This window comes from Megamonas hypermegale (assembly GCF_900187035.1).
Lineage (GTDB): Bacteria > Bacillota > Negativicutes > Selenomonadales > Selenomonadaceae > Megamonas > Megamonas hypermegale.
This window is the reverse complement of the sequence record NZ_LT906446.1, coordinates 1,788,687-1,811,114: the sequence shown is the minus strand read 5'-3', so window position 1 is coordinate 1,811,114 and position 22,428 is coordinate 1,788,687. Positions and strand designations below refer to the sequence as shown.

At 33.3% G+C, this 22,428-nt stretch carries 17 protein-coding genes and 6 tRNA genes; 3 read left to right on the top strand and 20 right to left on the bottom strand.

Annotated elements, in window-relative coordinates:
- Positions 1 to 239: 239 nt before the first annotated feature.
- Positions 240 to 1,238 (bottom strand): isocitrate/isopropylmalate dehydrogenase family protein, encoded by a 999-nt coding sequence (locus CKV65_RS08810; protein WP_027890528.1) that lies wholly within the window; start codon positions 1,236 to 1,238, stop codon positions 240 to 242.
- 1 nt (position 1,239) lies between these two features.
- Positions 1,240 to 2,577, bottom strand: a complete 1,338-nt coding sequence (locus CKV65_RS08805) for a citrate synthase (RefSeq protein ID WP_027890527.1) — start codon at positions 2,575 to 2,577, stop codon at positions 1,240 to 1,242.
- 268 nt (positions 2,578 to 2,845) lie between these two features.
- Between CKV65_RS08805 and CKV65_RS08800 the strand changes: the two genes are divergently transcribed.
- Positions 2,846 to 4,765 carry an aconitate hydratase gene (locus CKV65_RS08800; RefSeq protein ID WP_027890526.1) on the top strand — a complete coding sequence of 640 codons (1,920 nt, stop codon included), beginning with the start codon at positions 2,846 to 2,848 and terminating at the stop codon, positions 4,763 to 4,765.
- 90 nt (positions 4,766 to 4,855) lie between these two features.
- On the opposite strand, the gene CKV65_RS08795 is transcribed toward CKV65_RS08800, so the two are convergent.
- Complete coding sequence (locus tag CKV65_RS08795; protein WP_027890525.1) at positions 4,856 to 7,120, bottom strand: glycogen/starch/alpha-glucan phosphorylase; 2,265 nt, start codon at positions 7,118 to 7,120, stop codon at positions 4,856 to 4,858.
- 502 nt (positions 7,121 to 7,622) lie between these two features.
- On the opposite strand from CKV65_RS08795, the gene CKV65_RS08790 reads away from it, so the two are divergent.
- Complete coding sequence (locus tag CKV65_RS08790) at positions 7,623 to 8,642, top strand: M23 family metallopeptidase (protein ID WP_479691170.1); 1,020 nt, start codon at positions 7,623 to 7,625, stop codon at positions 8,640 to 8,642.
- Between the two features lie 239 nt (positions 8,643 to 8,881).
- A complete protein-coding gene (gene ilvA / locus CKV65_RS08785; RefSeq protein ID WP_051177641.1) occupies positions 8,882 to 10,144 on the top strand; it encodes a threonine ammonia-lyase in 1,263 nt (420 codons plus the stop codon).
- Positions 10,145 to 10,192: 48 nt separating this feature from the next.
- On the opposite strand, the gene CKV65_RS08780 is transcribed toward ilvA, so the two are convergent.
- The 17 genes from CKV65_RS08780 to CKV65_RS08700 form a co-directional block, all read right to left on the bottom strand.
- Positions 10,193 to 11,044 (bottom strand): PHP domain-containing protein, encoded by an 852-nt coding sequence (locus CKV65_RS08780; RefSeq protein WP_027890522.1) that lies wholly within the window; start codon positions 11,042 to 11,044, stop codon positions 10,193 to 10,195.
- A 36-nt stretch (positions 11,045 to 11,080) separates the two neighbouring features.
- Positions 11,081 to 11,878, bottom strand: a complete 798-nt coding sequence (locus tag CKV65_RS08775; protein WP_027890521.1) for an HAD family hydrolase — start codon at positions 11,876 to 11,878, stop codon at positions 11,081 to 11,083.
- Between the two features lie 178 nt (positions 11,879 to 12,056).
- A tRNA-Val gene (locus tag CKV65_RS08770) sits at positions 12,057 to 12,132 on the bottom strand.
- A gap of 43 nt (positions 12,133 to 12,175) precedes the next feature.
- Positions 12,176 to 12,251, bottom strand: a tRNA-Phe gene (locus CKV65_RS08765).
- A 9-nt stretch (positions 12,252 to 12,260) separates the two neighbouring features.
- A tRNA-Asp gene (locus CKV65_RS08760) sits at positions 12,261 to 12,337 on the bottom strand.
- Positions 12,338 to 12,341: 4 nt separating this feature from the next.
- Positions 12,342 to 12,417, bottom strand: a tRNA-Val gene (locus CKV65_RS08755).
- A 19-nt stretch (positions 12,418 to 12,436) separates the two neighbouring features.
- Positions 12,437 to 12,511, bottom strand: a tRNA-Glu gene (locus CKV65_RS08750).
- Between the two features lie 8 nt (positions 12,512 to 12,519).
- Positions 12,520 to 12,595 (bottom strand) — tRNA-Lys (locus CKV65_RS08745).
- 122 nt (positions 12,596 to 12,717) lie between these two features.
- Positions 12,718 to 15,459 carry an AAA family ATPase gene (locus tag CKV65_RS08740; protein ID WP_027890072.1) on the bottom strand — a complete coding sequence of 914 codons (2,742 nt, stop codon included), beginning with the start codon at positions 15,457 to 15,459 and terminating at the stop codon, positions 12,718 to 12,720.
- Positions 15,456 to 16,592, bottom strand: coding sequence for an exonuclease SbcCD subunit D (locus CKV65_RS08735; RefSeq protein ID WP_027890071.1), 1,137 nt, complete (start codon positions 16,590 to 16,592; stop codon positions 15,456 to 15,458). The genes CKV65_RS08740 and CKV65_RS08735 overlap by 4 nt, the downstream gene beginning before the upstream one ends.
- A 12-nt stretch (positions 16,593 to 16,604) precedes the next feature.
- Positions 16,605 to 17,498 (bottom strand): phenylacetate--CoA ligase family protein, encoded by an 894-nt coding sequence (locus CKV65_RS08730; protein WP_027890070.1) that lies wholly within the window; start codon positions 17,496 to 17,498, stop codon positions 16,605 to 16,607.
- A 2-nt stretch (positions 17,499 to 17,500) separates the two neighbouring features.
- A complete protein-coding gene (locus tag CKV65_RS08725) occupies positions 17,501 to 18,739 on the bottom strand; it encodes a radical SAM family protein (RefSeq protein WP_027890069.1) in 1,239 nt (412 codons plus the stop codon).
- Positions 18,732 to 19,343: an aminoacyl-tRNA hydrolase gene (pth, locus tag CKV65_RS08720; protein WP_027890068.1), complete on the bottom strand. Its 612-nt coding sequence runs from the start codon at positions 19,341 to 19,343 to the stop codon at positions 18,732 to 18,734. The genes CKV65_RS08725 and pth overlap by 8 nt, the downstream gene beginning before the upstream one ends.
- A gap of 103 nt (positions 19,344 to 19,446) precedes the next feature.
- On the bottom strand, positions 19,447 to 20,118 hold the full coding sequence (locus CKV65_RS08715) for a Crp/Fnr family transcriptional regulator (protein WP_027890067.1): 672 nt from the start codon (positions 20,116 to 20,118) through the stop codon (positions 19,447 to 19,449).
- 4 nt (positions 20,119 to 20,122) lie between these two features.
- Entirely contained in the window at positions 20,123 to 20,716 is a 594-nt protein-coding gene (locus CKV65_RS08710; protein WP_027890066.1) for a TetR/AcrR family transcriptional regulator, read from the bottom strand.
- A gap of 15 nt (positions 20,717 to 20,731) precedes the next feature.
- Entirely contained in the window at positions 20,732 to 21,955 is a 1,224-nt protein-coding gene (locus CKV65_RS08705) for a multidrug effflux MFS transporter (RefSeq protein WP_027890065.1), read from the bottom strand.
- Between the two features lie 110 nt (positions 21,956 to 22,065).
- Positions 22,066 to 22,287, bottom strand: a complete 222-nt coding sequence (locus tag CKV65_RS08700) for a DUF4405 domain-containing protein (RefSeq protein ID WP_036254631.1) — start codon at positions 22,285 to 22,287, stop codon at positions 22,066 to 22,068.
- Between the last annotated feature and the right edge of the window lie 141 nt (positions 22,288 to 22,428).

Here is a 22,428-nt window from a genome sequence, read left to right as displayed (position 1 = left end):
GCTCTTAGTGCTTTAGCACTTAGAGATATCTTATGCCGTAAGGTGAATTTTCGGCAACTTTTCTTTGCCTTCAAAGAAAAATTGCCCGGCGCAATATAAGAATAAATTAATAAATAACTATTTTTAACGTATATTGTGCCGAACAGGCACTTTCTTTAATTGAACTTAGTAAATAGAAATCTGCGAGTAATAAAAAAACTGTTGCATTTAATTTAAGCAACAGTTTTTTTATGTGATTATTAAAGCTTAGCAATAATAGCTTCGCAGTATTCTTCCGTTGTAGCCGTGCCGTGCAAATCCGGTGTGAGGTGTTTTCCTTCGTTCAGCACTTCATCAACGGCTTTTCTGATTTTGCCTGCTACATCATTTTGACCGAGGTATTCAAGCATCATGCAAGCAGACCATAAAAGAGCTGTTGGATTTGCGATGTGTTTGCCTGCGATATCTGGTGCGCTGCCGTGAACGGCTTCAAACATAGCGTAATCTTTGCCGAGGTTGCTAGAAGGTAAAAGCCCAAGTCCACCGATTAAGCCGCTAGTGAGGTCAGATACGATGTCTCCGTAAAGATTAGGCATTACCATGATATCAAATTGTTGTGGGTTCATGACAAGTTGCATGCATGTGTTATCAACGATTTTATCATCAGCTTGAATTTGTGGATAATCTTTAGCGATATCATAAAAAATGCTGAGGAATAAACCATCACTCATTTTTAAGATATTGGCTTTATGAACGCAAGTTACTTTTTTGCGGTTATGAGCTACAGCATATTCAAAAGCATCTTTGATAATGCGTTGGCTTGCTGCTCTTGTGATTATTTTTGTAGCATGAACTGTGTTTTCATCGATTTGTTCTTCTACGCCTACATAAAGGTCTTCTGTATTTTCGCGGAATACGATTAAATCTACATTTTCAAAAGGTGTTTTAACAGCTTTATTTGATTTTGCAGGGCGAATATTAGCGTATAAATCGTATTTTTTACGCAATGTTACATTGAGTGAACGGAAACCTTTGCCAACAGGTGTAGTGATTGGTGATTTTAACAATACTTTATTTTTATCAAAAGAAGTAAATGCTTCATCAGGGATTAATTTACCATTTTTTTCATATTCTTTAGCGCCAACGTTAAAGATTTCATATTCAAGGTCTGCACCAGCAGCGTTTAAAATTTTAAGTACAGCATCAGTTATTTCAGGACCAATGCCATCGCCTTTAAAAACTGTAATAGTTTTTGTCATTTTATCTTTCCTCCATGGGTATATATTCATTTATAGTGCCTACGTATTTTGTTGCAGGACGCATAATTCTGCCATCGTAAAGTTTATTTTCGAGATTATGAGCAAGCCAGCCTACCATGCGACTGATTACGAATAATGGAGTGAACATATCGCGAGGTATGCCGAGCATATCATAAGCGAAACCACTGTAATAATCGACATTAGCGCAAGCTGTTAAGCCTTTCATTTCAAGTAAAGTATCTTTGACAATGCGTTCAAAGCGTAAGTAAAATTCAAATTCTTCTTCGCGTCCTTTTTCACGCGCAACGATACCGCAATAATGGCGTAGAACTTCAGCACGTGGGTCAGATATTGTATAAACGGCATGACCGAAGCCATAAATAAGACCAGATTTATTGTAAAATTGTTTGTTTAATAATTTTACTACAATATCTTTAATTTTGTTGTCATCGCGTGTATAACCAATTTCAGAAATTACAGCATCCATCATTAAGGCTACTTTTATATTAGCACCACCGTGGCGAGGGCCTTTGAGAGAGCCAATGGAACCAGAAACTGCAGAATAAATATCTGTATCTGTAGAAGAAATTACTACGTTTGTGAAAGTGGAGTTATTACCGCCGCCGTGGTCAGCATGTAAAAGTAACATGATATCTAAAAGATTTGATTCTTTTTCGCTAAATTTTCCATCTAGGCGAAGCATGTATAAGATATTTTCTGCTGTGGAATAATCTTTGCGAGGATAATGAATGACAAGACTTTTATGTTCATAATAGTGCATTTTAGATTGATAAGCATAGCAAGCGATAGATGGCAATTTTGCCATAATCTGTACGCCTTTTAAAAGTGTTTCATATACATCAGTATTGTCTGGGTCTTCATCATAATTGTATAAAGTTAAAATTGCATGTTGTAATTTGTTCATGAGGTTTTTACCAGGCATACGAAGCAAATTCATTTCAAGAAAATCATCTGGTAATTCATAGTTATCTTTAAGTATTTTGCAGAATTTGTCTAATTCGCTTTGTTTTGGCAGATAACCGAATAATAGTAAAAAACAAGCTTCTTCATAAATATAACGAAGTCCATTGCGATTTTTTACGATTTCATTAATATCTATGCCACGAAAATAAAGTGTACCTTCTGTATCTATTTTATGGCCTTCATCATCGTATTTGTAACCGACAACATCAGCAACACGTGTAAGACCTACGAGTACACCTGTACCATCTTCGTTGCGTAAACCTTTTTTTACGTTAAAATCTTTGTATAAATGATTAGGAATATCTGTATAAATTTGAGACTTCCCATAAAATTGAGCGAGAAAAGTATTATCCATTTGCATTTTCTCCTTTATTACAAAATATCAAAAAAATTATATAAAAATATAAATAAATGTTATATATGAGAATAACATTGTCTATTATAACACAAATACAGATTATTATAAAATATAATATACACAAAATGAAGTATTTTTTTGTATATGTATACTGTATAAATGAACATCTATGTAATTTTTGTGTTATAATGAACATGTTGTTTTTATATTGAAACTTTATTTTATAAAAATGTATTTTTATAATGAATGAAAGGGAGCTAGAGAAATGCCTACATTGACAGAAAAAATTATAAAAGCTCATTTACAAGAAGGAGTTATGGATAAAGGAAGCCCTATTGCGATAAAAATTGACCAGACTTTGACTCAAGATGCAACTGGTACTATGGCTTATTTGCAATTAGAAGCTATGGGTGTAAAACAGGTTAAAACAGAGCTTTCTGTAAGTTATGTTGACCATAATACACTTCAGAGTGGTTTTGAAAATGCTGATGACCATAAATATTTGCAGACAGTAGCAAAAAAACATGGTATTTATTTTTCTCGTCCAGGAAATGGTATTTGCCATCAAGTTCATTTGGAACGTTTTGCTGCTCCAGGTAAAACACTTCTTGGCAGTGATTCACATACTCCAACTGCTGGTGGTATTGGTGCATTAGCTATGGGCGCTGGCGGATTAGATGTAGCTTGTGCTATGGCTGGCAGACCATTTAATTTAAAAATGCCTAAAGTTGTAAATATAAAACTCACGGGTAAACTCAATAAAGGTGTAAGCTCTAAAGATATAATTTTAAAAGTATTACAGATTATGAGCGTAAAAGGTGGCGTGGGCAAAGTAATTGAATACACAGGTGAAGGTGTAAAAACTTTAAATATTCCACAGCGTGCCACTATAACAAATATGGGTGCTGAACTTGGTGCAACAACATCTATTTTCCCAAGCGATGAAATTACGCATGAATTCTTGAAAAAACAAAATAGAGAAGAATGTTTCGTACCACTTTGTGCTGATGATGATGCTGTTTATGATGAAACATATGAAATCAATCTCGATGATTTAGAACCAATGATTGCTATGCCACATAGCCCTGATGCTGTAAAAACAGTGCGCGAAGTAGCTGGCAAAAAAATAGACCAAGTTGCAATTGGTAGTTGCACTAACTCATCATATCGCGATATGATGATTGTCGCTTCAATTTTGAAAAATCACGTTGTAGCAGATAATGTTTCATTGTGCATTTCACCAGGTTCAAAACAAGTTTTGACAATGTTATCAGAAAATGGTGCACTCACTGATTTAATCAGCAGTGGTGCTAGAATGCTTGAATGCACTTGCGGTCCATGTATTGGTATGGGTCAATCTCCAATTACAAATGCTTGGTCACTTCGTACATTTAACCGTAACTTCTATGGCAGAAGCGGAACATTGAGCGCAAATGTATGCCTCGTTTCTCCAGAAGTAGCAGCATATAGCGCTATTAAAGGTTGTATCGCTGACCCAAGAGAAGCTGATTTTGATATTCCAGCAGAACCAGACCATTTTGAAATAAATGATGCGATGATTATACCGCCAGAAAAAGAACATCCAGAAGATGTTGAAATAGTACGCGGTCCAAATATTAAACCGCTTCCAGAAAATACTCCACTTGCTGATGAAGTAGAAAAACAAGTAGTCATTAAAGTTGGCGATAATATCACTACTGACCATATCGCTCCAGCAGGTGCAAAAGTATTGCCATTCCGTTCTAATATTGAAAAAATATCTGAATTTATTTTCCGTGACGTACAGCCTGGCTTTAAGAAACATTGCCAAGAAGTTGGCGGTGGCTTTATTGTAGCTGGTCAAAACTACGGTCAAGGTTCTAGCCGTGAACATGCAGCACTTGCTCCAATGTATTTAGGCATAAAAGCAGTTATCGCTAAGAGCTTTGCGCGTATTCATTTAGCAAACTTAGTAAACTTCGGTATCGTGCCATTCACATTTGTCAATGAAGCTGATTATGATAGCATTGATGAAGGTGATGTGCTTAAAATTGCTAATTTGCATGAATTACAGCCTGGAAAAAATATGACAGTAGTGAATACGACTAAAAATACTACATTTGAAGTAGCTCATACATTATCTCAACTTGATGTTGATATCTTGATGGCTGGCGGTCGTTTAAATTATATAAAAATGGGTAAATAAAATAAGTGAAAAATAAAAACAGCAGGAGAGGGTTTCCTGCTGTTTTTATTTATAGAGTGTTTATTATAGAATTTTAGAGAGAGAGCATAATTAATTTAATTTCCAAATGTCGTGATTGTATTCAGAAATTGTACGGTCGCTGGAGAAATAACCAGCTTTAGCAATATTTGTTAAGGACATTTTAGCCCATTTAAGGCGGTCTTCATAATCTGCAAAAGCTTTATCTTTTGTTTGAATATATGATTTCAAATCTAAAAGTGTCATAAACCAGTCTTTTGTGCAAAGTTCATGATGTAAGCGATTGAGATTATCGATTTGACCGATAGCCGCCATTTCAGGAGAGTTGATGAAATCAACAGCTGCTTTAATTTCATTATCATTTGTATAATAAGCATTTGCATTATAATCGTGATTAGCATAATGATTGATTACATTAGAACTACTTTCACCAAAGATGTAAATGTTATCATCACCAACAAGTTCATGAATTTCTACATTAGCACCATCTTCAGTACCGATGGTTACTGCACCATTTAACATCATTTTCATATTACCAGTACCACTAGCTTCTTTGCTGGCAAGTGAAATTTGTTCAGAAATGTCACAAGCAGGAATTAATTTTTCTGCATTAGTAACATTGTAGTTTTCTATCATGACTACTTGAATGTATTTAGAAAGTACAGGGTCATTTGCAATGATTTCTTGTACACATAAAATTGCATGAATGATATCCTTAGCAATTACATAAGCTGGAGCAGCTTTAGCACCGAATAAGAATGTAATAGGTGTAGTAGGTCTATAGCCTTGACGAATTCTCAAGATTAAATGAGTGATATAGAGTAAATTCATCTGTTGGCGTTTGTATTCGTGTAAGCGTTTGATTTGAATATCAAAAATGCTATCAGGATTGATTGTAACATTCATAGTGTGTTTTAAATAAGTAGCTAAATCTTTTTTACTATTCATTTTTATTTGTAAAAGATGATTTAAAACTTTTTCATCATTGATGAATTGCATTAAGTTTTCTAATTTCATAGCGTCTTGTTTAAAATCATCACCGATTAAAGATGTGATATATTGGCTGAGTTCATGATTGCAATGAATGAGCCAACGACGGAATGTTATGCCATTTGTTTTATTGTTAAATTTTTCAGGGTATAATTCATAAAAAGAATGGAGTTCACTTTGCTTTAAGATATCTGTGTGTAAGGAAGCAACACCATTAATGCTGTAGCCAAAATGAATATCCATATTAGCCATATGAACACGGTTTTCTTTATCGATTATTTGAACTTGTTCATTATCGCTTTTTTGAGCAACAATATCATTGAGTTTCTGAATGATAGGAATTAAGTGTGGAACTACTTGCTGTAAATAATCCATTGGCCATTTTTCTAAAGCTTCAGCTAAAATTGTGTGATTTGTATAAGCACAAGTATTTGTTACGATATGAACAGCTTCATCAAAATTAATACCTTCATTTGTTAAGCGCCAAATGAGTTCAGGAATAACTAAAGAAGGATGTGTATCATTGATTTGAACACAAACGTATTCGTGTAATTTTCTTAAATCATGGCCTTTAGCTTTTTCTTCCATGAGAATTAATTGAGCAGCATTGCTAACCATGAAGTATTGCTGATAAATACGTAAAATTTGACCTTCTCTTGTGCTGTCATCTGGATATAAGAATAAAGTTAAATTTCTTTTTATATCTGTTAAATCAAAAGAAATGCCATCGCCTTGTACAATGTTTTCATCTACGCTATCAAGGTCAAATAAATGAAGTTTATTTAAACCATGATTGTAGCCGAGTACATCGATATCGTAAAGGTGAGAGTGCAATGTAAAATCTTTAAATTGTACATCAAAACCGATTTTTGTATCGTTTAACCAACTAGGATTTTGTATCCATTCGTTTTTAGTTTCTTTTTGTAAATGATTTTCAAATTTTTGCTTGAATAAACCTAAATGGTAATTTAAACCAACGCCATCACCAGAAAGCTCAAGTGTTGCAATGGAATCTAAAAAGCAAGCAGCAAGTCTGCCTAAACCACCGTTACCTAAAGATGGCTCAAGTTCGATTTCTTCAATATCAGTTAAGTTTTTACCGTGTTTTTTTAGTAAATCATTGATTTCATCATAAATTCCAAGATTGATTAAATTGTTGGAGAGCAATTTACCAATTAGAAATTCAGCGGAAATATAATATAATTTACGTTTTGTTACTGTTACAGTACGATTATTACTAAGAGATTTAACTAACATTAACAAAGCTATATATAATTCTTCGTTAGTGCAAGTGTCTATATTCTTTTTAAATTGCAGTTGTAATAAATTATTTAATTTAGTCAACATAATATCCTCATCCTTATAATTAATATTTTATATAAAATGTTGAATAGAAATAAAAAGTAGTTTATTTCAACAGACCTTAATATAAAAGGTTTTATTGCAATTGTCAACAAAAATTTTTATGATAAATGTTGTTTAAATATTGTATAAATGTTGTATGCTTTTTCTATAATAGTTGATATATAAGCGTTTGTTAATTATAAAAAATATTCATATAAAAATAAAATATAATTATTTAACTATGTATAATAAATGTAAAATTATATTTATTAATATAAAACATATTATTTTAATATGAATTTAATAGGAAGATTTAATTAGATATGTAAAAAATTTATGGTAAATAAAAAAGATGGATTAAAAAATAATTAAAAAAGTGTTTTGTCTAACTTGAAGTTGAACAAAACGTTTTTTTTTATGTTATAATATTAAAATGATTGAGAGTAGCTATTAATGGTAGTTAATAATTTGAATTGAAAAACTTAATGGGGGCGAAGTGTTGAGTCTGGAAGAAGAAAAGCAAAATTCAGCAGAGCAGTCTGAACCAAATGTGGTTGAAAAGACAGAAAAAGTTGAAAAAGTGCAGAATAGTTCTTATACAGTCAGAATTATTCCGGATAAGATAGATAATGTAAAATTATTTACGATAAGCAAGAATATGGTTAAATATTTGATAGCTTCGGTAGTAATAATGTTTATATTAGTCATTGGTTCTTTAGGTTTTGCTGGATATGCGTATATAAATAATCAAAGTGATAAAGAACATATACGCGAACTTCAAGAAGCAAATACTATTCAGCAACAACAATTATCAGAGTTGGATAAGAAGGCCAACAGTTTACAAGAAGATATGGACCAACTCATTAATTTAGAAAATGAATTAAAGCAACTTTCGGGTGTTGAAATTGATGATGAAAATACTGCTACAGATGAAAATGCAGATGAAAGTATAAATCCAGAACAAAATGGACAAGGTGGGCCATATCCACAACCATTAACAATTGAAAATGTGCGTAATACTTTAAATAATGTTGAAAGTAAAATGTCTGGACAACGTAATAATATGCAGCAGTTAAAATTAGAATTGCAAAAAGCAATTGTTATGAAACGTCAACAAATAGCTATTTCTAATCAGACGATTTCAGTAACACCATCTATTTGGCCGGCACAAGGTGTCGTAAGTTCTCCATATGGACTTCGTTGGGGTGGCAGTGATTTCCATCCTGGTATAGATATAGCAAATGATATGGGAACTCCTATCAGAGCTACAGCCGATGGTGTTGTCAGCGTAGCTGGCTGGAATTCAGGCGGTTATGGTAATATGGTTGATATCAATCATGGCAATGGTGTGATGACACGTTATGGACATGCTTCTTATGTAGTAGTATCAGCAGGACAGCAAGTAAGACGTGGTCAAATCATTGCATATATGGGTAGTACAGGATTTTCTACAGGGCCACATGTTCACTATGAAGTACGCATAAATGGACAAGCCGTGGACCCATCAGGTTATTTATTTAATTAAGCAAATAACAGCCCTATACAGATGAATGAAAAATTCAGTGTATAGAGCTGTTATTTTTTTGATTAAAATATATTATGATATTTCATTAATACATAACTAAAAATTATTTTTTAGTTAAACAATGTAAAGTTGTTAATTTTTATGATATAATATAAAGATATCTATATATTTATAAATATCTTATTGTACAGGACTAATAAGGAAATTTTAGTTTTTTTTGAAAATTTATTATTAAGGAGATGTTTTTATTGGCTAACGAGAAAAAAGACAATGTATTATCACCACGGGATGTTGTGGAAAAAACTACAATAGCTGATGTTTATCGCGCTGTTAAAAATTTAGATGGTGTTATAAGAAAAACAGAACTTATTTATAGCGATTATTTTTCTAAGTTATCGCATAATGATATTTATATAAAACCGGAAAACTTACAGAAAACAGGTTCATTCAAATTGCGTGGAGCATATAACTGTATAAGCCAATTGACTGATGAACAAAAATCACATGGTGTTATTGCAGCTTCTGCTGGTAACCATGCTCAAGGCGTAGCTTTTGCAGCACAAAAATTAGGTGTAAAAGCAGTTATCACTATGCCTGCTACAACTCCACTTTTAAAAGTAGAAGCAACTCGCGCTTATGGAGCAGAAGTTGTATTATCTGGTGATGATTTTGATGCTGCAGCTGAAAAAGCAGTAGAACTTCAAAAGAAATACAACTATACTTTTATTCATCCGTTCAATGATATTGAAGTTATCTTAGGACAAGGTACAACAGCATTAGAAATCATAGATGATTTGAAAGATGTTGATGTTATCTTAGTACCAGTTGGTGGTGGCGGATTTGTAAGCGGTGTAGCTGTAGCTACAAAAATGGTAAATCCACATGTAAAAGTAATCGGTGTAGAACCATGTGGAGCAGCTTGTGTAAAAGCATCTCTTCAAGAAGATAAAATCGTAACTTTACCTACAGTTGATACAGTAGCAGAAGGTACAGCTGTAAAAACACCAGGTGATGTTACATTTGAATTCATCAAAAAATATGTAGATGATATCATCACTGTTTCTGAATTTGAAATAATGTCAGCTTTATTATCTTTGATTGAAAAACATAAACTTATTGCTGAAGGTGCAGGTGTACTTTCTTTGGCAGCAAGCCGTAAATTGCCGTTTAAAGGTAAAAAAGTAGCTGCTATTGTAAGTGGTGGTAATATTGATATTTCTACAATTTCTGCACTTATAGATAAAGCTCTTATCGCTCGTGGCCGTGTATTCTGCTTCAGTGTACAGCTTCCAGATAAACCAGGTCAGCTCTTAGCTATATCCAAAATTTTAGCAGATTTAAATGCTAACGTAATTAAACTTGACCATAACCAAGCAAAAGTGACAGATAGCTTCAAAAAAGTTGTATTGGAAGTAACAGTTGAAACAAATGGCATTGACCATATCAATCAAATTACACAAGAACTTAATAAAAACGGTTTTAAAGTAAAGAAAATATATTAATAACGAATAAAACCCCAAGGAGTGTATGCTCTTTGGGGTTTTTGTATATCAGCCAAGTGGAACAGTTGTTTTTTTGCGTTGATTGAATTGCAGACATGTTGTATAACCAAAAGATTTAGCATAAGCGATAGCTTCATCGATGTAATTGCCACAATGTTCAGGTTGATGTGCATCGGATGAAGTGATTATAGGTAAATTATAATCATGAGCTATTTTCATGAAATCAGGATATGGTGAAATTTCTGCAATTGGATAGCGATAATATGTGCCAGTATTGACATCTACTGCCATATTAGCTTTTTGTATAGCTTTAGCTACGCGGATTAAATATGGAGTAACATCAAAATCTGGTAAATTTTTAAATAAACGAATGTTGAAAGGATGGCCTAATACATCATAAATTTGAGATGCACAGAGTTTTTCTACTTCTTGAGCATACCATTCATAGATTTCTTTTAAAGAATGATTGTTCCATTCGTCTTTTATCTGGGAAGAATCATAAGCCCAGCCATGTAAGAAATGAATAGAGCCGATAATATAATCAAATTTATAAGGAGCTAAAATTTCACGAACTTTGTCTTGGTCTTGGAAGTTGCAAACTTCAATGCCGATTTTGGCCTTATAACCGAGTGAATGAAGTTTAGCCATAAAATTGAAATAATCATCTAATGTGTATTTAAATTTATTTTTTTTCAACCATTGCTGTTGAAATTTGCCAACAAAAGAATCATCTAAGATTAAATCTTCATAATAGAGTTTTTTGAATTCAGGAAAAGTGTGACTGTGTTCGGAGATGCCAATTTCATCAAGTTGATGTGTTTTGGCACTATCAAAAAAACCTTTAACCCATTGTTCATCGTATGAACCATATTCAAAATGCATATGGTAATCTAATTTCATTTTGGCATCTTCTTTCTATAAATGAATATGAAATATTTATTTTTGTTCTGCTAATAATTTTTTTATTGTTCGCATTACGCCGTTTTCATAATTTGGTGGAGCTATAAAACGAGCTACTTTTTTTAATTCTGGTACAGCGTTTTCCATAGCATAACTGTAATATACAGATTGAAGCATTTCATAGTCATTTAGATAATCACCAAAAGCGACACATTCTTCTGGTTTTATATTTAATTTTTCTTGTAATTTTTTTATTGCAAGACCTTTATTAGCACCAGTAGGTATTATATCAACCCATACTTCACTACTCAATACAACTTGCATTTTTTCTTTTAAAAAGGATAATTTTTCATAGATATTTTTTCTAGCATTGTGATGATGTGCGTCACAGATGGCAAATTTTATGATATCATCATCTATTTTAGAAAAGTCATCGAGAACTTCGTATTGAGTAAAATAAAGATTTAATTCTTTGACAAAAGCAGGGTCTTGAGAAATTACATAAGAATTTTTTTTGCCACTAACTACTACAAAAACATCTTGTAATTTAGTGAGGCTTTCAAAAATACATTTAATATTATCAGGAGAAAATGTATAAGAGAATAATTCTTTGCCATGTTGGCAAACATAGGTGCCGTTTTCAGAAATAAAGAGTAAATCGTCTTTATATTTTGGAAAATGACAAGCTAAAGCTTGATATTGACGACCGCTAGCAGGTGAAAACATGATATTTTTTTGTTTTAACATTTCCATGACTTCATCAAAGTCATCTGGTAATCTGTTATGGTCGATTAATAAAGTTCCGTCCATATCGGAAATAATCCATTTAATCATAAATAAAGCTCCTTTATCAGTTAATTTTGATTATAAAATGAGTTTATCATAAAAAATTTTTTAGTGGAAGGTGAATATTTTATTTATAAAATAAAAAAAGAGGAAAGAATATATCTTTCCTCTGATAATAGGCATAAAAAAACTACCCAAAAGAGAGAGGGTAGGTACTTATTTTATATGGTGGGCGGTAACAGGATCGAACTGCTGACATCTTGCTTGTAAGGCAAGCGCTCTCCCAGCTGAGCTAACCGCCCATATAATAATAACTCCTTGACAATTACAAGGAGGCAAACTGAGTGGTGCCTCAGAGCGGAATCGAACCACTGACACGGGGATTTTCAGTCCCCTGCTCTACCGACTGAGCTACCGAGGCAAATAAAAATGGCGACCCGAAGGGGACTTGAACCCCTGACCTCCGCCGTGACAGGGCGGCATTCTAACCAACTAAACTACCGGGCCGTAGTGGTGGGCGGTAACAGGATCGAACTGCTGACATCTTGCTTGTAAGGCAAGCGCTCTCCCAGCTGAGCTAACCGCCCATTTTATAATTTTATAAAATGGTGACGCGTATGGGATTCGAACCCATGAAGCCGCCGTGAAAGGGCGGTGTCTTAACCACTTGACCAACGCGCCATATTAGATGGTGGCTCACCCGAGATTCGAACTCGGGACACCCTGATTAAAAGTCAGGTGCTCTGCCAACTGAGCTAGTGAACCACTTGCTACGCTGTCGCTTGACAACGTAGACTATTATATAGAACATTTGAGGAAATGTCAACACTTTTTTTGAAAAAATTTGCTTTTTTTATAAAAATCTTTGATGAGTTGAAAAAATGCCGTTAAATAAGGATTTTTGCCGTACTGCCACGTTCATTTTTTTTCATTATCTGTATCTGTTTATCGATTTTTTCTTTCAATTCATTTACATGAGAGATAATACCGATTAATTTTGTTTGCTCCGTTAATTGATTTAAAACTTTAATTGCTTGAGATAATGATTCACTATCAAGTGAGCCGAAACCTTCATCAATGAACATCGTATCGAGATGAATGCCACCGGCAGAAGATTGGATTTCATCGGCAAGACCGAGCGCAAGGGATAAAGATGCTTTAAAAGCTTCACCACCAGAAAGCGTTTTTACACTGCGTATCGTGCCATTATAGTGGTCGATGACATCTAGTTCCAATCCCGTTTGATAGCGCAGTTGTTCACTGTTTTGAGAACGCTTTAACTCGTATTGTCCTTGGCTCATCATCATCAAGCGAGTATTGGCTCGAATGATAATCCTATCGAAATAAATCATTTGAATGTACGTTTCTAAAGAAATGCGTTCTTTGCCAGAAATTGAACCTGTGGCTGTGTCGTAAAGAGCTTTCATATTTGTATACAGTTTTTCGCAATCGGATAATTTTTCTAATTGCTCTAAGAGCTTTTGCCTCGTTTTGCTATTAGTGCTGATACGAGTGTGCAGGTTTTGAAGCTTTTCATTTAATGATGTTTTTTCTTGTTTTAGTTTTTCCTGTTGCAATAGTAATTCTTCTGTATTTTGCTTTTGCGGAATGATTTGTTGCTGAATTATTTTTAATGAAGTAGTGTATTCATCAACTTTTTTTTGCAGATTTTCCCATTTGCTTTGAGCCTTTAGCATATTTTCTTTTAAAATACTTTGTTTATGTTTATAAATTTGCAATTGTTTTTGAGCTGTCTGCTCATCATCAAATAATAATGTTTGTTTTAGTTCTAGTATCTCTTGAAGAATGTGTTCCTTATCGGCATTGGTTTTAGTGATGAATTGTGTGAGTTTTAATTGCTCATTTTGTAATTTTTTTTCTTTAATAGCCATTTGCTCAAAGCGGTTTGTTAATTTTTCTTTTTGGCGCAATTGTTTATTTTGCTTTTGCATTAAATTTATAAGACTGGCTTTTTTTGTCTGCAATGAATTTTCTTTTTCGATTATGGCACTATTTAATAAAGTTTTATCATCAATATTAAATAATTGTTTTGCTTGGCGAAGAATTTCTTCATTTATATTTTGCCCCTTACCTTTGATTTTACCTAAGTTACTGCTTAAATCATTTAATTTTTTGGCTAGCTCATCACATTGTTTTTGCAATTGTTCTAATTGAGCTTGTGTTGGTGCTTTAGTCGATTTTTGCGCTGGTTTTGGATGATGAAGTGAACCACATACAGGGCAAGGTTCATCTGGTTTTAAATTATCGGCAAGAATGCCAGCTTGTTCATCTAAAAAAGCATGATATTGCACTGTGTGTTCTTGTTTTAATTGCAAGTGAGCTTGCTGAATTGCTTTATAATCTCTTAAATGAGTGGCATATTCTTGGCGGTATTGCTGATAAAGATATACATCATTTTTTAATTTATCCAATTCGGATTGTATTTGTTCTAATTTTTCTAAATCGGATTTTGTCTTTTCAATTTGAGCTGAAATATCATTTAAAGTGTTTAACTCAGTTGAATTTTTTAAACTTTGTTCTTCTAAATCAGCAAGTTCTTTTTGCGCATTGATTAATTGCTGTTTTTTCAATGATAAGTCTTTATGTTGTTGTTCAAGTGATAGTTGTTTTTTAGTTATTTGAGCGTATTTTGGTAATTCTTCAGTAAGCTTGGCTATTTTTATGGTTAAAGATGGAGATTTTTCTTCATAAATATTTTTTTGCTGAAGATAATCTTTTTCTAAGAGAGATAAATTATTTTTATTATCCTCTAAAAATTGCTGAATTACCTGCTGTTTTTGTAATAATTTTTTTTGGTTATTATTTTCTTCAATCGCTTGACTTATATTAAAAAGTTCTGTTTCACATTTTTGCAGTGAATTATTCATTTCGGCAAAAGTCTTGCTGTCATTTGATATTATTTGTTCAAGATATGAAGGATATTCGCTTTGTAAGAGATTTTGAGGCAAATTATCTTCAGGGAAAATTATGTTTTCTATATGTTGCTTGATGCTGGTATCTATTGATGAAAAATCATTTCTTAATAAGTTAAATCGTTCTTTGATTTTATCTTGTAGTATCTGGTAGGGTTTAGTATTGAAGATACGGCGAAAGATTTCACTGCGTTCTTTCGTAGTAGCGTAGATTAGTTTTAAAAATTCACCTTGAGCAATCATGGCTATTTGTGTAAATTGGTTAGCATCGAGTCCAATTAGTTCAATTATGGCATTATTTACATTTTTACTTCCGATGATTGGCTGTTTTTTATCGGGTGAAATGAATATGGCTGAGGCCTTTTCTTTGACAAAACCATCGCCTTTTTTTGCTGGGCGCAAGTATTCGGGGTTGCGCTTTATGGTGTATTTTTTTTGATTATAAGAAAAATCCATTTCTACATAAGTCGGTGTAGAAGCGTTGGCATATTTACTGCGAAGCATATCAACTGAGCGAAAATTACCGCTGGCTTGTCCGTATAGAGCAAAGGTTATGGCGTCAAAAATAGTTGTCTTGCCAGCACCAGTATCGCCGGTGATTAGATATAAACCTTTTTCTCCGAGCTTGTCTAAATCTAATGTGCATACATCGGCATATGGACCAAAGGCGGAAATCGTTAATTTTAATGGTCTCATGGTTGTTCCTCCCAAATAGAGTCAATAAGGTCTTGCATTATTTGCATTTGCGCATCGTTTAAACCTTGATTGTTTTGCAGTTGATAAAATTCATTGAAAAATTCAATTGGTGTTTTTAGTGAATTTATATCGCTAGTATCGATTATTTGATTAGTGCGAGTGCGTTTATTATCGTATTCAAGTTGCATTATATTGGGATAGATGGAACGCAGACGATTTATGGCATCGGGAATGTCTTCTTCATCAGTTAAAGTGGCGAATATATAATCATCAGTGTTTGTGTTGATGTAATTTTGGCGGTTTGTAAGTTCTGCATAACTGCCTTTTATTTTGCGCATATCGTGGAGTGGTTTTATCGGAAATGTAGTTATATTTATTTGCTCTTTTGTAGTGATATCTATAATGGTAGCTGATTTTTGCTGATTGGCTTCAGAAAAAGAGTATTTTAGTAAACTGCCACAGTAGCGAATGGTATCACGTAAAATAGTTTGAGGTGTATGAATATGACCGAGTGCTACATAATCGAAATCGTCAAATATATGAGCATCGATATTATCAAGACCACCGACATTTATTTCCTCAGAGTCTGACACGACTGCACCCGTTACAAATTGATGAGCGATTAATATATTGCGTTCATCTTTATTTAACGGTAGATTTTTCAAAGCGATTTTTAAAGCTTGAGTATGTGATTTAATCTCTTCATCAGAGAAAAAAGGTCGCACCATGGAAGGCTTTAAAAAGGGCAGTAAGTAAAAATTTATATTTCCATAGTTGTCTTTTAAAGTAATGGATTTTATTTCACCATTATATACAGGTGAGATATAAATATTATTATGACTAAAAATATTTAAACCAAAAGATAATCGTTCAGCACTATCATGATTTCCATTGATAATAAAAATGGGCAGATTAAGTTCTGCCCAAAAGTTGAGAAATTCATCGAATAATTGAACGGCATCAGCAGATGGAATTGACTTATCAAAAATATCGCCAGCGATGATGACGGCGTCTATTTTTTGATTTTTTGCCAATTGGAATATCTGTTGATTTACATATATTTGGTCTTCTAATAATGAAAAATTATTTAATCGTTTGCCGAAATGAAGGTCGGACAAATGGAGTATTTTCATAAAAAAACCTTCTTATAATTCTAATTCAATAGTAGCAAGTGAACGACCACATTTACATGTGTCTTTATTTAATTTTGCTGGGATATTCGTTTGAAGGCGAATGATTGGCATAGCTTCAAACGATAAAGGTGTTATGACCAAATTGTCATCAACGATTTCTGGATAAAGGTAATCGTCTTGAATATGAAGTTTATTTTCTTCACAAGTGAAAAAAATACCAGCTAGTCCAAAATATCTAGACATGTAAATTTTGGAGAATGTACAATTCATTTTTGTTTCGATTTCTTTTAATAATATATCTTTTTCAAAAGTATTGACGAGTGCAATCACTTTTGGCGGAAGTGTGTCAGGTGCCTTATTTAATATTTCTTGTAAATTTTTGCTAGTTGTTATAAGTGTGTTAGCATTGAAAATATTAGAAATATCGATAGCAGATTGCACATCATTACAAGGAATGACAGTTGCACCTAAAGCTTCAGCAGCATAATGTAAATCCAATAAGTATTGTGAACTGTATTTGCCACAAATAATTACAGTAGAAGCCTTGTTAATTTCATTACTAGCGAGCGAACGAACTGTAATATCAAGATTGCGTGCAATATCATTTGAGGTAAAGCCACGATAAAGACCACTGATAGTTTTATTTAAACGAAGTGTAACGCTGACTGGTACAGTTAAAAGTTCTAATGGGTCAATTTGTTTTAATTCATCAATTGTCGTTAATGGCAATTTTTTTATATCATCAAGTTCTTTTATTTTGTTGGGATTTATATGAGCTTTTGTGTATTTTTCACGGTAAAAAGAGGATTTCTCATATGCCCAACAAAAGGTCTTTAAAAATCGTTGACTAATGATATCTTTTTTCATTTCAAGTGGCATCATTTCAATTTTAGGATTGGAAATCATGGTTATTCTCCTTTTTGATAATGACTGAAGCTACCAATTGTTATATTAGGGAATTTTTCATGAAGTCTATGGAAAAATTCTTTAGTGCCGATTGCTTTAGTAAATGGTGGCATGATTTCGGCAAATGCATCTGGGTCAACATTGAGATTGCGAATTTGAATCATATCGACATGATTTTCTTGTAAAAAGCTTTCCCATTCCTTGGCTTCGCTTTCGCTATCATTAAAGCCAGGAAAATACAGCATGTTCAATGATATATGCACTCCGTGTTCATGAGCATAGGCTATTGAATTTTTTACATCATCAAGAGAATAACTACAGCGGTAATATGCTTGATAATTTTCTGGGTTAGCACTTATAATGCTGACACGCATGCTATCAAGTCCAGCATCGACTATGCGCTTAATTCCATCAGTGTAACCTGCATTTGTATTGATATTGATTTGACCTTTGTCTGTTTTTTTACGGATTTTTTCAATAGCAGGCACGATATTATCTGCAGCAAGTGATGGTTCACCTTCACAGCCTTGACCAAAGCTGATGATGGCATCCGGTGCTGTTTCTAAATGATAAAGACCAATTTGAGCGATTTCTTTCGGCGTTGGACGGAATTTTATACGGCTTTGAGGAGAAGGGCAACATTCGGCAGGTTGCAGAGATATACAGCCAAAGCAATTAGCATTACATACTGGTGACGTTGGGATACCAGCTTCCCAGCGACGATAAAATAAATTTTGGGCTGTGCAACAATGCCAAGTTAAAGAGCAATTACCGAGATGTTCAACTAAGCGATTATCAGGTAAATCCTTTTGAACTCGTTTTACTAATTTATGTAAATTGCGAGTGTTGTAGTGAGCCGGGTCCCATTTATCGTTTTCATCAGTGTACATAGCAGCTACGTATAATTCATCTTTGTAGATGACAACTGCTGTATAACCGTATAGTGGTAAAAGTACAGCATCATCTTCTTTTTTGAATGCTGGCATATAAAGTCGTGTGTAGCCAGCAGGCAAAATAGCAGCTACAGCGTTGCCCATGATTGGCAAAATTTCATCTTCATATTTAGCTAAAGGCATTCTGTCCGGTAAAAACATTAAATCAGCTGATTCAGGTAATGGAATTAAATCATCAGGTGAAAGTTCTACAATTTCTGTACCTGTTCTAGCAAGTGCTGTAAAACCTTTTGGAGCATCTAAGATATTACCGTTTTCATCAGCATAAAGAGCGCGTATTTCAGCCATTTAATTCACCTTCTTCTTTCTTTGCTTTATGTTTCTTTTGTTTTTTAGGATTGTATTTGTTCATAGCGATATCAATGCCATCTGTTATGATACATTCTATGGCAGGGATAAGATATTTAATCGCTTCATCAACAGCAGTTTTGTCTTCTTGAGGAAATGGAGCGAGAACGTGATTTACTACGCTCCAGCCTGGAAGTGGTCGACCGATACCGAGGCGTACGCGAGCAAAATTTTCACTGCCAACATGGCTTATCAATGATTTTATACCATTGTGACCGCCAGAACTGCCTTTTTTGCGAATGCGAATAGTACCGGCAGGAATGTCCATATCATCATGCGCTACGATGATATCTTCAGGATTTACTTTATACCAACGCATTAATGGGCCAACGGCTTCACCACTGTTATTCATATAAGTCTGCGGTTTAACGAGTAAAACTTTTTCAGCGCCGATGCGACCTTCAGCAATTTGAGCATTGAATTTATCTTTCCAAAGTGAAATATTTAAGTGTTCAGCCAGAGCATCTATGAGCATAAAACCAACATTATGGCGGGTTTTGGCATATTCATTTCCAGGATTGCCAAGACCTACGATTATTTTCATTAATAAAAACCTCCAACAAAAATTAATGCTTTTCTTCAATAAAAAGAAAAGCATCATATAATAGTACATTTTTATTTTATCATAATATATAGTAGATGTTTAATCATAATTTTTCTAATGCCTTTTTATTAAGGATTTTTACTTTTCCGCGCATGAGTTCAACGTAGCCTTCTGTAGAAAAGTATTTTAACATACGTGTCACGACTTCGCGCGCAGTGCCCATGAGTTTTGCAATCTGTTCATGTGTCATATTAATTGTATCTGAATTAATAGTATGGCTTTCATTGAGCAAGAATTCAGCGAGTCTTCTATCGAAACTAGTGAAAATCATTTGTTGCATAGCCCAAGTAACTGTACAAAGACGTTGTGTTGCTAATTTATAAGTTAAAGCTTCTAAGTAAATATTTTCTTGCATGACGCGTGAAAAAGCACAAGGCAAAATCTGAATTAGTTCACATTTAGTTAAAGTATCGATGTAAATATCGAAAGTGATGTCTTTAATCACGCAAGAGGCAGATAAAATACAGATATCACCTGCATTTAAACGATAAAGTGTTATTTCTTTACCTTGTTCAGATAAGGTATAAACGCGCAGGGTGCCTTCTTTGATTATTAAAACACCAGAACAGCCAGCTTGTGTATTTTGAATTAAAGCATTTTTGTCAATAGAAATTAATGTAGCATTGTCGATGATTATTTGTTGTTGTGTTTTAGTCAGTTTAGTCCAAGCTGGAAAATGTGTACTTAAAAGTTCATAGTAATTTTTATTTAGCATATATTCACCTAGATTTCACGTCGAGATTAAATAATAAAGGTAAATTATCAGCTAATTGGCGTAATGGTAAAGTGTTTTTTTGTGTTACAGATAAAATAATGGCACCTTCAGTCATTATAACAGCATTCATAGCTAAAATATTAGCAGTTTCAGCATCATAACCATATTTGATAAAATTATTAGCGTAAATTGATTGCATTTGAGAAAATATTTCTTTGCAGCGGTTGCGAATGGGGTCATTAGAGAAAAAAGTTTCTAAAGCAATTAAACTAATGGATATATTATCTTTATCTTCGCGTGGATTGTCGATGTCTTGTTGTATTTTCTGTGCTAATTGTTGCAAGTGCTGTTGTAAACCCTGTATAGGGTCATCGTATTTTGCAAGAGTTTTTTTTATTTCTGCATATATTTTTTGTGCGGTTAATTCTAAAGATTCAATGGCTAATTGTTCTTTGCCATGAGGAAAATAATAATATAATGAACCTTTAGGTGCTTGACTTTTTTTTAGAATTTCGTTGATACCAGTAGCATGATATCCTTTAATAGCAAATAATGTTGAGGCGGTGTGAAGAAACATTTCTTTGGTGTTGTTTTTCATGAAAATAGCCTGCCTTTATTTTTGAGTTAATTTTATATGCTTTTTAGTTACAAAAAGAAAAATACCAAGTGCAATTAATTCTGCTAAAGCTATTACTAGTGCAGTTGGTACAGCAGTAGTACCACCACCGATACCTACGATTGGTGCGATTAAGCTACCAGAGATATTAGAGAAAAATCCTAATAAAGCTGATGCACTGCCAGCAACTTTCTTTTGTGATTGCATAGCGAGTGAAAAACTAGTAGAAGCTGTAATTGCAAGAGATGTTTCAGATAATAATAATAAAGCTATTAAAATATAAATATTGAAATCGAGTAAAACACCGATTAAAAATAAGATACCAAAAAATGAACCTTGACACAATCCAAAAAATAACAATTTACTATCTGGAATGCGGCCAGTTAAAATATTGGTTAATTTACCAAAAAACATCATACCAATACCTACAAAAGCGAATACGAAGGAGAATTCCTGTGGACTAAATCCATAAATTCCCTGTAAGATAAATGGCATACCAGAAATATATGCAAATAAGGAGCAAAAGATAAAGAATTGAATTGCACATAAACTAGCAAAATAAGGGCGAGCACATAAACTGAAAAATATTTTTAAAACTTGTGAGAGATTGCCACGAATACGTTTTTCAACAGGTAAACTTTCTTTATATTTAAAGATAGATAAAGCAATGATTATTAAGCCAGCGAGCATTAATATTATAAATACACTAGTCCATGGGAAAAATCTGAGTAATTGTCCGCCAGCAACAGGAGCGATGATTGGTGCAATACCTTGAATAATCATTACTGTGGATAAAAATTTAGTGAGCATAGTGCCACTGTAAATATCACTGGCAATAGCACGGCTGATTACAAGGGCAGAAGAAGCGGCAAAGCCACCGATTAGGCGGGCAAAGATAAATAACTCTACAGATGGAGAGAAAATACAAGCGATGACAGAAATCGTGAAGACGATTAAGCCTAAAATAAGTGGTTTTTGTCTGCCGTAAATATCACTTAAAGGGCCTGCTAAAATTTGACCAATAGCAAGGCCAATGAGCCAAGTTGTGATGGTCAATTGAACCATAGATGGTGTTGTAGAGAAATATTGAGTTATTTCAGGAAATGCTGGCAGATACATATCTGTTGCCAGTGGTCCTAATGAACAGATTAAAGCTAATAGAGTGATTAAAAAAACGTTTTCATTATCGGATTTTGCTGAATTATTTACAGCGTTAACCATAAAATACATCCTTTCTTTTTCTAATATAAAAATTATAACAATCGGTCTATATAAGTTTATAACAAAAAATAAAAGCAAAGTCAACAAGACTTCACTTTTATTTAAATAGGTTATTTTTTATTGAAAATATTTTTAATCCATAATTTATTATCAAGTAAATGGATGATAACAAGTAAAATCATGAAATATCCGCAATAGATATGAAAGTATTTCATTGTTCGACGGTTGAACAAATCAAGATGAAAATCCATGCAAACTCCAGTTACGGCAATTATTATGAAAACAATTGCTAATATTATAAAAGTTAAGCGCATACGAGATAATTTGTTCATAGAAACCATCCTTTCAATTCAATATGTAAATATTTATAAAATAATTATAATATATTTACATTAAAAGTAAATTAAGTATTACAAAAATTTAACATAATTTTTATATGATTATCACATATATAGAATAAAATAAGCCTAGTG

Excerpts from the sequence above, each read along its gene's own strand:
- CKV65_RS08810 (WP_027890528.1), bottom strand. The coding sequence starts at position 1,238 with ATGACAAAAACTATTACAGTTTTTAAAGGCGATGGCATTGGTCCTGAA.
- CKV65_RS08805 (WP_027890527.1), bottom strand. The coding sequence starts at position 2,577 with ATGGATAATACTTTTCTCGCTCAATTTTATGGGAAGTCTCAAATTTAT.
- CKV65_RS08800 (WP_027890526.1), top strand. The coding sequence starts at position 2,846 with ATGCCTACATTGACAGAAAAAATTATAAAAGCTCATTTACAAGAAGGA.
- CKV65_RS08795 (WP_027890525.1), bottom strand. The coding sequence starts at position 7,120 with ATGTTGACTAAATTAAATAATTTATTACAACTGCAATTTAAAAAGAAT.
- ilvA (WP_051177641.1), top strand. The coding sequence starts at position 8,882 with ATGTTTTTATTGGCTAACGAGAAAAAAGACAATGTATTATCACCACGG.
- CKV65_RS08780 (WP_027890522.1), bottom strand. The coding sequence starts at position 11,044 with ATGAAATTAGATTACCATATGCATTTTGAATATGGTTCATACGATGAA.
- CKV65_RS08775 (WP_027890521.1), bottom strand. The coding sequence starts at position 11,878 with ATGATTAAATGGATTATTTCCGATATGGACGGAACTTTATTAATCGAC.
- CKV65_RS08740 (WP_027890072.1), bottom strand. The coding sequence starts at position 15,459 with ATGAGACCATTAAAATTAACGATTTCCGCCTTTGGTCCATATGCCGAT.
- CKV65_RS08735 (WP_027890071.1), bottom strand. The coding sequence starts at position 16,592 with ATGAAAATACTCCATTTGTCCGACCTTCATTTCGGCAAACGATTAAAT.
- CKV65_RS08730 (WP_027890070.1), bottom strand. The coding sequence starts at position 17,498 with ATGATTTCCAATCCTAAAATTGAAATGATGCCACTTGAAATGAAAAAA.
- CKV65_RS08725 (WP_027890069.1), bottom strand. The coding sequence starts at position 18,739 with ATGGCTGAAATACGCGCTCTTTATGCTGATGAAAACGGTAATATCTTA.
- pth (WP_027890068.1), bottom strand. The coding sequence starts at position 19,343 with ATGAAAATAATCGTAGGTCTTGGCAATCCTGGAAATGAATATGCCAAA.
- CKV65_RS08715 (WP_027890067.1), bottom strand. The coding sequence starts at position 20,118 with ATGCTAAATAAAAATTACTATGAACTTTTAAGTACACATTTTCCAGCT.
- CKV65_RS08710 (WP_027890066.1), bottom strand. The coding sequence starts at position 20,716 with ATGAAAAACAACACCAAAGAAATGTTTCTTCACACCGCCTCAACATTA.
- CKV65_RS08705 (WP_027890065.1), bottom strand. The coding sequence starts at position 21,955 with ATGGTTAACGCTGTAAATAATTCAGCAAAATCCGATAATGAAAACGTT.
- CKV65_RS08700 (WP_036254631.1), bottom strand. The coding sequence starts at position 22,287 with ATGAACAAATTATCTCGTATGCGCTTAACTTTTATAATATTAGCAATT.